This is a genomic window from Bacillus sp. JST-5 (assembly GCF_057747715.1).
Map to the genome: position 1 here is coordinate 66,843 of NZ_JBYLHW010000005.1, position 9,649 is coordinate 76,491.

11 protein-coding genes and 1 pseudogene are annotated in these 9,649 nt (G+C 33.3%); 2 read left to right on the plus strand and 10 right to left on the minus strand.

Annotated features, from left to right (window positions below; all coding sequences use genetic code 11):
- The first annotated feature begins 4 nt into the window (after positions 1-4).
- A complete protein-coding gene (locus AC3ASS_RS02660; RefSeq protein ID WP_488281961.1) occupies positions 5-319 on the plus strand; it encodes a hypothetical protein in 315 nt (104 codons plus the stop codon).
- Between the two features lies 1 nt (position 320).
- Here the strand turns inward: AC3ASS_RS02660 and AC3ASS_RS02665 are convergent, their stop codons facing one another.
- The 8 genes from AC3ASS_RS02665 to sppA form a co-directional block, all read right to left on the minus strand.
- Complete coding sequence (locus AC3ASS_RS02665; RefSeq protein WP_488281962.1) at positions 321-1,145, minus strand: EcsC family protein; 825 nt, start codon at positions 1,143-1,145, stop codon at positions 321-323.
- A 61-nt stretch (positions 1,146-1,206) separates the two neighbouring features.
- Positions 1,207-2,394, minus strand: coding sequence for an acetate kinase (locus AC3ASS_RS02670; protein WP_488281963.1), 1,188 nt, complete (start codon positions 2,392-2,394; stop codon positions 1,207-1,209).
- Between the two features lie 140 nt (positions 2,395-2,534).
- Positions 2,535-3,527 carry a class I SAM-dependent methyltransferase gene (locus AC3ASS_RS02675; protein WP_488281964.1) on the minus strand — a complete coding sequence of 331 codons (993 nt, stop codon included), beginning with the start codon at positions 3,525-3,527 and terminating at the stop codon, positions 2,535-2,537.
- Positions 3,528-3,633: 106 nt separating this feature from the next.
- Positions 3,634-4,134, minus strand: a complete 501-nt coding sequence (gene tpx, locus AC3ASS_RS02680; RefSeq protein WP_488281965.1) for a thiol peroxidase — start codon at positions 4,132-4,134, stop codon at positions 3,634-3,636.
- A 116-nt stretch (positions 4,135-4,250) separates the two neighbouring features.
- Positions 4,251-4,697 carry a GerW family sporulation protein gene (gene ytfJ, locus AC3ASS_RS02685; protein WP_488281966.1) on the minus strand — a complete coding sequence of 149 codons (447 nt, stop codon included), beginning with the start codon at positions 4,695-4,697 and terminating at the stop codon, positions 4,251-4,253.
- A gap of 12 nt (positions 4,698-4,709) precedes the next feature.
- Positions 4,710-5,411, minus strand: coding sequence for a DUF2953 domain-containing protein (locus AC3ASS_RS02690; RefSeq protein WP_488281967.1), 702 nt, complete (start codon positions 5,409-5,411; stop codon positions 4,710-4,712).
- A 56-nt stretch (positions 5,412-5,467) separates the two neighbouring features.
- On the minus strand, positions 5,468-5,935 hold the full coding sequence (locus tag AC3ASS_RS02695; RefSeq protein WP_488281968.1) for an RDD family protein: 468 nt from the start codon (positions 5,933-5,935) through the stop codon (positions 5,468-5,470).
- Positions 5,936-5,944: 9 nt separating this feature from the next.
- A complete protein-coding gene (gene sppA, locus AC3ASS_RS02700) occupies positions 5,945-6,949 on the minus strand; it encodes a signal peptide peptidase SppA (protein ID WP_488281969.1) in 1,005 nt (334 codons plus the stop codon).
- Positions 6,950-7,061: 112 nt separating this feature from the next.
- On the opposite strand from sppA, the gene AC3ASS_RS02705 reads away from it, so the two are divergent.
- The gene (locus AC3ASS_RS02705; protein ID WP_488281970.1) at positions 7,062-7,862 is read left to right on the plus strand and encodes an NAD kinase; all 801 of its coding nucleotides are present in this window, start codon (positions 7,062-7,064) and stop codon (positions 7,860-7,862) included.
- Between the two features lie 37 nt (positions 7,863-7,899).
- On the opposite strand, the gene rarD is transcribed toward AC3ASS_RS02705, so the two are convergent.
- Together rarD and AC3ASS_RS02715 are read right to left on the minus strand one after the other, a co-directional pair.
- A complete protein-coding gene (gene rarD / locus AC3ASS_RS02710; protein ID WP_488281971.1) occupies positions 7,900-8,817 on the minus strand; it encodes an EamA family transporter RarD in 918 nt (305 codons plus the stop codon).
- Positions 8,818-8,980: 163 nt separating this feature from the next.
- Positions 8,981-9,358, minus strand: a pseudogene (locus AC3ASS_RS02715) (UPF0236 family transposase-like protein); the annotation flags it as partial.
- Between the last annotated feature and the right edge of the window lie 291 nt (positions 9,359-9,649).

The window sequence follows — 9,649 nt, forward strand, 5'->3', positions numbered from 1 at the left end:
GTTTATGGATCAATTTTTCTCATTGGATATTAGACTAGGTATATACATTCCTACATTAGAAAAAGAGTGGGACCAATACGACACTTCTATTCAAGAAATGATTTTAACTAAATGGGAACGTATTCGTGGAACAATTCCTGATCGTATTAAAGAAATAGAAAGCAAGATTGAACATCTGCAACAGCAATTATATGAAGAAATGGATTTTGAACGATCATGTCTATTAAATCAACAAATTGCAGAAAAAGCTTCTATAATCAATGATTTATGGATATGGTATCGCTCTAGTGAAGCTATTACTGTGAAAAAACATATATAGATTATTCGATTTTTTCTTTTAATAATCGATATTGATAAAACTTTTGAGCAAATTCAGTGATATTCTTCGTAGAATAATAATTCGAACTTGCACCAATCGCCATACTGATAAATGACGGTTTTTCTTTATTTTTAAAAGTTAGAATAGCTAGACTTTTAATGATTTGTCTTAACGGAAAATGTATGAACATTTTTCCTGTGACATCTTCTTCTCCATAGTAATAATATTGATCGTTCTCTTCAAGTTCATTCCATAAATCATTCCATGCTTCTTTTTGAAAACGTTTCGGCAATGTCGCTACGTAAAACACTTTCAAAGACAGCATTTGCTCGAATGGGCGTTGTATGTCAAATCCATACGCAGCTGCGATCAGTTGAATTGCTCTTACATTGATGACAATCATAGATAAAATATCGGTACTAACAAATAGAAATCGCCCCGTCCCAGCTAAAGCCCCTTGAAACATTCCTATGAGTTGATGCCGTTGGATTTGTTCATCAGCATAGACATTAAGCACATCGATGGGAAGTTGTTTCAAAGATGGGATGTTTTCAATTTCCGGATAAATGAGCCGTACTTTATTTAATAAACGTTTGATAGATTTTTTTTGAACACTTGTATGTTGGATTGACGCATGAATATAAAACAACCATTGATCGATACTCGCTTGAATCTTTTCTTTAATATCAACAGGAAGCTTTTCCATTGTTGATTCCAACCATTGATTATATGTATGTTCAATATCTGAAGTCTCATGATTCAATAGTTGGTTTTCCCATTCTTTTAGAGAAGTTAAAAGAATTTCCTCTCTTTCAGTTAAAGGCATTGATCCCACCTACTTTTTCTTCGAGTATAACATAATTTTCTTCCTGACAAGAAATGGTACCTTACTGAGTTAGTCGGACAACATCTCTAGCAATCATAACCTCTTCATTTGTTGGAATGACAAGTACTTTTACCGGGGAATGTGGATAACTGATAAACGCTTCTTTCCCACGGATTTTATTCAATGATGGATCAAAATAGACGCCCATAAATTCTAGCCCTTTTAACACCATTTCACGTATGATGTCACTATTTTCACCAATACCAGCTGTGAAAATAATCGCATCAACCCCATACATCCGAGCTGCATAAGATCCTAAATACTTATGGATTCGATTAGCAAATACCTCTAATGCTAATAAGGAGCGTTTATCTCCCTTAGACGCTTTCTCCTCAATATCCCTTAAATCACTGGAGAATCCAGAAATGGCTAACATTCCGCTTTTCTTATTTAAAATATCCAATACTTCTTCTGCAGTTTTTCCTGTCTTTTCCATAATATATGGAATAAGTGCAGGGTCAATATTTCCAGAACGGGTTCCCATTGTAACTCCTGCTAGTGGGGTGAACCCCATGGATGTATCGATCGATTTTCCACCTTTTATTGCAGCAATACTTGCACCATTACCTAAATGGCATGAGATGAGTCGAAGCTCTTCAATTGGTCGCCCTAAAAGTTCAGCTGCACGAAGCGATACATACTTATGAGAAGTTCCATGGAATCCGTACTTTCTTATTCCATATTTTTCATAATATTCATAAGGTAAACTATATAAATAAGAACTTGCCGGCATCGTTTGATGAAAAGCTGTATCAAAAACAGCTACGGCAGGTACATTAGGTAAAACTTGTTTAAATGCTTTAATCCCAATTAAATTCGCTGGGTTATGTAACGGTGCTAATTCAGATAAAGAATCGATTTTTTCAATAACCTCATCATCAATCACTGCTGAATCGTTAAATAACTCTCCTCCATGAACAACACGGTGTCCAATTCCGTTTATATCTTCTAAGCTTTTAATTATGCCTAACCCGGTTAAGTGTTCTAATAATAAATCTACTGCTTTTTTATGGTCAGGAATATTATATTGTTTTTTTACTTTTTCAGTAGAATAGGATATAGAAAAAATGGAATCTTCCATACCAATTCTTTCAATTAATCCTTTACAAATCACCTGTTCCTCAGGCATTTTTAATAATTGAAATTTTAATGATGAACTTCCTGCGTTAATTGCTAAAATATTTGACATGATGTCAGCTCCTTTATACTTGCCATATATCGTATTTTGTACCAATAAAGTAATAAAATATATATAAATTTTCAATGATTAGTTTTCCATAGAGGAAAAATCAGTTATTCATGTAAAACAATAAAATAGGTCATAGGGACCTATTTAAATTCTTGAAACCAATGATTTATTTTTAAAAACATGTCCTCCATCGCCTTTTTATTTGATAAACTTGGAAGACTAGCTAACAATACTTGCTTTGGTGGTTTAATACCTTCTTTTTTCTTTTGTAAAATAAATATGCTTTTCGCTGATTTCTCACTTTTGAACATCGTTTTTGGTAATTGAATAAGTGCTTGAATGTATAAATGGTCCTTAATAAATGAATGTAATTTTGGCGCCTGTTCACTTTCAAACAGTCCGTTTGGAATGAGGAAAAATAAGTAACCCCCTTCTTTTGTGTAACGACAAGACTGTTCAATAAATAAATGGTGAGCATAAGAATGACCTTTGTCAGCCTTCAATATATAGTCATTTGCCCGTACATCGTTCGGGTAGTAACCAACTGGGAGATCGCATATAACGACATCTGTTTTTTCTGTAAAAATTGGTTCTAAACTATCTTGATTGAAAAACTGGATAGGATGTTCTTGCAAATTAGCGTTTATGTATGCCAATTTAATTAGAAGATCGTCGATGTCAATTCCAATACCGGTCGTTTGACGATCGTTTAAATGATTCATGACAGTTAATAATAAGTTACCAGTTCCAACTGCTGGGTCCAAAATGGATACGGACATGTGGTTGGACATAAATTTTTTTACAAGATAACTAAAAAATAAACCAATGGAGTCAGGTGTCATTTGATGATTTGGTTGAACATTTTCTTTCATTCCTTTTAGACATGCTAGTTGGAATGCTTTACGTATTTCCTCTTTACCGTATTGGGAAAGTGAAATTTCATCATATTTCTTTTTTAGTCGTTTTTCTGTTGTCTCGCTAAGTTCTTCTTGTAACACTTTTTGATGAAAAAGATTTTCCCCGGATTCCGCTAACGCTTCAAGATAAGAACAAGAAAGTTCTCTTTGAATTAAAGACGTAGTTTCATCAAGGACGGTAAATAGTTCTTCGACTTTGGATTGAATCAATTTCATTTACCTCCATATATAAGCTCAAAAATATATTTTAATCTCTATTTCTTATTTTCTCAAATCATAAACATAAGAATAGGCCTCGAATTTTTCGAGACCTAATTTTGTATTACTTTGCTTGTTTTGCTGCCTCAATTGCTGCTTCGTAGTTTGGATGATTAGTTGCTTCGCTAACATACTCTACATAAACAACTTTATCAGAAGAATCGACGACAAATACTGCACGACATAATAATCTTAACTCTTTCATATGTACTCCGTATGCTTCTCCAAACGATAAATCTCGATGATCGGATAATAAAATTACGTGCTCTAGACCACTGGCGGCACACCAACGTTTTTGAGCAAACGGTAAATCAACACTAATTGTTAAAACTTTAACTCCTTCGATTTTACCAGCTTCTTCGTTAAATTTTCTTGTTTGTGCATCACAAACACCAGTATCAATGGATGGAACTACACTAATAATTCGTACAGAACCTTTAGTATCATCTAAAGTTACTTCAGATAAATCGTTTGCTAGAACTTTAAAATTAGGAGCTTTATCTCCAACTTTCACTTCATTCCCAACTAATGTAACCGGATTTCCTTTAAATGTAACTTGCGCCATCGAATCCATCCTCCTTTATTTGTTGAATCTTTCAATTTATTCTATCATACAAAAGTGTCTAAAAAAAGAATAGACCCCATGACTAGAGATTAAGTAGGGGTCAACTGTAATGTTTGTTATAGTTCCAAATCTTGTTTGCGATGCATATCTTTTTTGATTTCATTTTTCGCCATGATTTGTTGAATTTTTTCAACAGCTTGTGGAGCTAAATCTAAAATCTTTTCATATAAATGTGTACTTTCATCTAAATGGAGCATTTTTACTCCGTGACCATTAACAATTAAAAATGCAATTGGTGTAATAGAAACTCCTCCACCACTACCACCACCAAATGGTAGTTTTTTTGCCTCATGTCCTTGAGATGAACCAGATTTTGATTCTTTACCGTCCACGATAAATTCAGATCCACCTGCAGCAAAACCAAATCCAACTTTTGAAACGGTTAATATAACACTTCCATCTGGTGTTTCAACCGGATCTCCAATAATCGTGTTAACATCAATCATTTCTTTAAGATTTTCCATCGCTGTTGTCATTAATCCTTGAATTGGATGATCAGACATCAGTACCCCTCCTCATGACATTGATTGCTTTCCATTGGCTTTGTTTATTTTCGACAAAGTATCACTTTTGAAATTAGGTATATTTCCTTTCCAATATTTCAAAAGTTTTATTCCTGCTAAAATAGCATTCCCAATCCGAACTTGAAGCATACATTTGAAAGAGGTACTTGATACCAAATTTTGAAAGTTAGGGGTAATTTCAATAATAGGTTGGCTTTTTAACTTCATAAAGTGACTAATGATTCCAACAGAACCACCTTTTAACGTCCATAACGCACCTGCTACAATTCCTGTTAAAGCTGCGTCGTTAACACCGATGACCGTTCTCCACTCAAATTGATGAACTTCAATCTTTTTTAAAAATTCTTTTATGATATTCTTAAAATGTACAATATGCTCAATCAGTTCATGAATATCATGAATGGATTTTTGGACATCATCGGGGCCAACATGTTTCTCAGCTTCATTTTTAAGTTTTTCTTTTGCAATACCTGATTGAATTTCTTGCTCCATTACGATTGAAGGAGAATCATCATCTACTTTTATTTTTGGAACATCAACAGAATATTTGATTAAACCAAATAGTGCACGTAATTCGATCTTGAAAAAATTATCTTTTTCTTTTTGTTGATAATGGAGATAAATCCGAACATTTGAAATCAAAATAATACAAACAAGAAGAATAATGACGAGAAAAACGATGAAAAAAATCAATTTCATTCACACCTTTCAGCCAAAATTATCGGCTGAAAACAATAAAAATAAACCTGTCACATTGTGTGAGCAGGTTTTCGAATCCAAAAATGTTCATGTATTACTACTGTATCGGCAAAATAGTCATGAATTCCTTGTTTTTTCGGTAAAAATGCTACGAACAAATACAATATTAATATTGAAGCCGAAATATATCTTCCTATCCACTCCCTAAAGAGAACGGTACCCCATGTCAACTCATTATTATCAACAGATATAACTTTTATGGCAAAAATCATTTTACCTAATGTTTGACCAAATTTTTTTGTCATGATTACAAAATACAAATAAAAAACTAGAGCATTTCCAATTTGAAAGGCTGAAAAAATTCCATTTCCTTTATCTAATTGGAAATAGGTAAAGAGTGAGTCTAACAGGAATGATAGTCCGCTAATCACAATTAAATCTACAATATAAGCCCAAAAACGAATCCAAAAGCCAGCGTAAGGTTTAGAGAACATTTCCATTTGTTCTTGATTTTCCATAAGCCCCACCTATCTTGTATATAAGTACATTAATCTCGGAGAGTTTGGTTGTTGGATAATGTTTACTAATGGTTCATTGCGATCACCAAGAAATTTAGTTGCTGTCATATCAAGAAAAGACGCCAATCCGAAAGACTGATCTTCATATTTAACAACTTGTGCGTCTTTTAAACGATAGTCTTTTTTCAATGCTTCAATTGTATCGTCTAAATATCCAAATTCATCGATTAAATTTAACTCTTTTGCTTGTCTACCGCTATAAATTCTACCATCAGCAATTTCTCGCACTTTTTCTTCTGAAATTCCTCTTCCATTTACAATTACTTTTACAAATTGATCGTACGATTCATTAATCATTTTTTGAAGGATTTCTTTTTCTGATTCTGTCATTTCTCTAGCAGGATTTAAAATATCTTTATACTCTCCGCTTTTAATCGTAACCATATCAATTCCAAGTTTTTCAGCTAAAACAGAGTAATTGATACTTTCTAATATAACGCCAAGAGAACCTGTTAATGTCTCTTCATTTGCAAATATTTTAGTAGCTGGAGCAGAAATATAATACCCACCAGATGCAGCCATCGTTCCCATTGATATGTATACATGTTTCTTTTTCTCTTCAATAATTTCTGTAATTAAATGATGAATTTCTGCACTTTCAACGACTCCTCCACCAGGAGTATTAACTCGAATGACAATTCCTCGTACAGCAGCATCATCTCTAGCAGATTTTAACTTTTCAATAAATGTTTTATGATTATATCCTGACGTTGTAAGAAACGAACTAGCATCGCCAGAATCTTGAATGACCCCATCGATTTCTAATACAACAATTTTTTTATTTTCATTTCCTTGTTCAATCACTTTTTCCGTAAAGCTTTTATTAGTACTCGAAAATAGTGATGTCAGTGTCTCTTCTTTGTTGGAAAAACCATGAATCATGAATGAGAGCATGGAGGAAATCATAAAAATCGCTAGTGCTATTCCTAATGCCGTCCAACGTTTCCGATTCATCCAAAAACCTCCTAATAATAACATTATCTTCTCCACATGTATTTTACTTAATGTAAACTTTTCTGTAAAATTTTACACATGATAAACAAAGTATTTTGGTAGGGGTGATTTTATGGACGAGAGAAAAAATTTATTTTTGTTCTATAAGCCAGATGAAGAGATGGAAAAAGAAATTAACCAATTAAGGAATATTGCAAAAGAAAACGGTTTTCAAATTGTTAATCATGTGAATGATGCCAATATTATTGTCAGTATTGGCGGTGACGGAATGTTCTTACAGGCAGTAAGAAAATCTGGTTTTCGCGAAGATTGTCTCTACCTCGGAATTTCTACTAAAGATATATTAAGTTTATATTGTGATTTTAATCTAAATGATATTGATAATATGATAGCATCTATTAAAAATGATAACATTGAAGTTCGTAGATATCCGACCATTCAAGTATCGATTGATAATCAGTCTCCTTTTTATTGTTTAAATGAGTGCACGATTCGTTCAAGTATTGTAAAAACTTTTGTTATGGAAGTATTCATAGATCATACTCATTTTGAAACGTTTCGTGGAGATGGGATGATTATTGCTACTCCTACTGGTAGTACAGCATACAATAAATCTGTCAGAGGTGCGATTGTAGATCCTACATTACCTTGTTTTCAAGTGAATGAATTAGCTTCCATAAACAACAATATGTACCGTACATTAGGCGCACCTTTTATTTTAGGAAAAGATCGTACATTAACATTAGAAATCGTTCAAGATGGCAACGATTATCCAATTGTTGCGATGGATAATGAAGCGATGAGCATTTCAAACATAAAAAAAGTTGAGATACAATTAAGCGGTCGCGTTATTAAAACAGTAAAATTGAAAAATAATTCATTCTGGGAAAAAGTTAAAAGAACCTTCTTATAAAATGAAATAGGAACCTGCCTATAGCAAGTTCCTATTTTTATGCTGTCATTTGTTTTTCTTTTTTATGTCCATTTATATGAGTTCTTATTTTAGAAAAAGTAAACAAAAATAACGCACTCCAAATAAATAGGAACGAAATCAAATGGGCAGTTGTAAACGGTTCGTCATATAATAATACTCCGATTATTAACATCATCGTCGGTGCAATATATTGTAAAATACCAATCATAAACATTGGAATGACCTTAGCACCCTTAGCGAAATAAAGTAACGGTAATGCTGTCATTGCCCCAGCACCGATTAATAATAAATCTGTTGTAATCGATCCCATTAAAAAGGAACTTTGTCCTTTGAAAAATAAATAGATCATATATCCTAAAGCTAAAGGAGTGACTGAGAATGTTTCTAACGTTAACCCAATCGCCGAATCTACATTAATTAATTTTTTCAGTAATCCGTAAATCCCAAATGATAATGCTAACGCAAATGCCACCCAAGGAAACGTACCATATGAAAATGTTAATACACTGACACCAATGGCAGCCAAAATAAATGAAGTTATCTCTGTTATTGTAAGCCTTTCTTTTAAAAAGATAATCCCTAATAAAACACTTACGAGAGGATTTATATAATACCCAAGACTTGCATCAACGACGTGTTCCGAATTTACTGCCCAAATATAGATGAACCAGTTTCCAGTGATTAAAAAGGAAGCGCCGATTAAGGCAAATGCTTGTTTTCGTTCATTTTTGAACATTTGAACCGTATTTTTTAAGTCTTTTACCTTATGAGTGAATGTTAATAAAATAATCATAAAGATAAAGGACCAGAAAACACGATTTGCCAAAATTTCATCAGAAGGGACTTCCACTAGCCACTTCCAATAAATCGGTAATATTCCCCATAATACATATGCCAATACCGTGTAAAAAACTCCTATTCGTTCATTCTCCATACAGATCCCCTAACATTTCTATATTCGAAATATTCCTCATTATACACGGGAAAAGATAAAAATGGCAAGAATTTAATTAGACCATGATTGAGTCAAATATTTGTGGGCAGTTTTATCTCTCTAACAATGAATACGGTTTCACTATTTTAGGGGACTCTCTTGATCAAAAATTTGTTCTTTTAAAATCCTGCAACTCCTTTAAAGTCCTGTACACTGGAATATTTGCCTTACCTTTTAGGTATAGGAGATTGTCTCTTGTGACTTCACCAATTGTACTTGTCACCTTTTCTACGTAATGTTTTGGTGGATTCTTTTCCTCCTTGGTTTCTGTCCATCCTTCGACTTTCCCAAATAATGTTTTCAATGCCAGATTGTCTAGGAAAGCCACCAATCCAGTAATCATGGCACTTACGCCTTTTTCTCCCCAGCTACGTCCATTTTTGAGCCTTTTTGCGAAGACATTCATCGTTCCCTCGGCACTTCCCATTGGACGCATTCCTTTGGTGTCAATACCTTGTTCTTTAAGCCACTTCCGGTAATCTTGCCTGTCACCGCAAGTCCCACTCATTAATTGTGTTAAGCAATTTATTGTAGTGGAGGTAAAAAGGATGCCTGCAATGTCTGATATAAATTGTTGATGAGGATTATCCAGTCTTTAAAGAGATTGAAGCAAAAGTAAATAAATAAAATGAAGAAAAGTTAGATAATACATAGTTACATATCCCAAAAGGAGCGAATTACCTTTTATAGTAACTTTGGTATGTCAACACAAAATTGAACAATTTTTTTAAGGTACATGTTCAAATTTGATTATTTCATGCAACTACTATGA

Excerpts from the sequence above, each read along its gene's own strand:
- AC3ASS_RS02660 (WP_488281961.1), top strand. The coding sequence starts at position 5 with ATGGATCAATTTTTCTCATTGGATATTAGACTAGGTATATACATTCCT.
- AC3ASS_RS02665 (WP_488281962.1), bottom strand. The coding sequence starts at position 1,145 with ATGCCTTTAACTGAAAGAGAGGAAATTCTTTTAACTTCTCTAAAAGAA.
- AC3ASS_RS02670 (WP_488281963.1), bottom strand. The coding sequence starts at position 2,394 with ATGTCAAATATTTTAGCAATTAACGCAGGAAGTTCATCATTAAAATTT.
- AC3ASS_RS02675 (WP_488281964.1), bottom strand. The coding sequence starts at position 3,527 with ATGAAATTGATTCAATCCAAAGTCGAAGAACTATTTACCGTCCTTGAT.
- tpx (WP_488281965.1), bottom strand. The coding sequence starts at position 4,134 with ATGGCGCAAGTTACATTTAAAGGAAATCCGGTTACATTAGTTGGGAAT.
- ytfJ (WP_488281966.1), bottom strand. The coding sequence starts at position 4,697 with ATGTCTGATCATCCAATTCAAGGATTAATGACAACAGCGATGGAAAAT.
- AC3ASS_RS02695 (WP_488281968.1), bottom strand. The coding sequence starts at position 5,935 with ATGGAAAATCAAGAACAAATGGAAATGTTCTCTAAACCTTACGCTGGC.
- sppA (WP_488281969.1), bottom strand. The coding sequence starts at position 6,949 with ATGAATCGGAAACGTTGGACGGCATTAGGAATAGCACTAGCGATTTTT.
- AC3ASS_RS02705 (WP_488281970.1), top strand. The coding sequence starts at position 7,062 with ATGGACGAGAGAAAAAATTTATTTTTGTTCTATAAGCCAGATGAAGAG.
- rarD (WP_488281971.1), bottom strand. The coding sequence starts at position 8,817 with ATGGAGAATGAACGAATAGGAGTTTTTTACACGGTATTGGCATATGTA.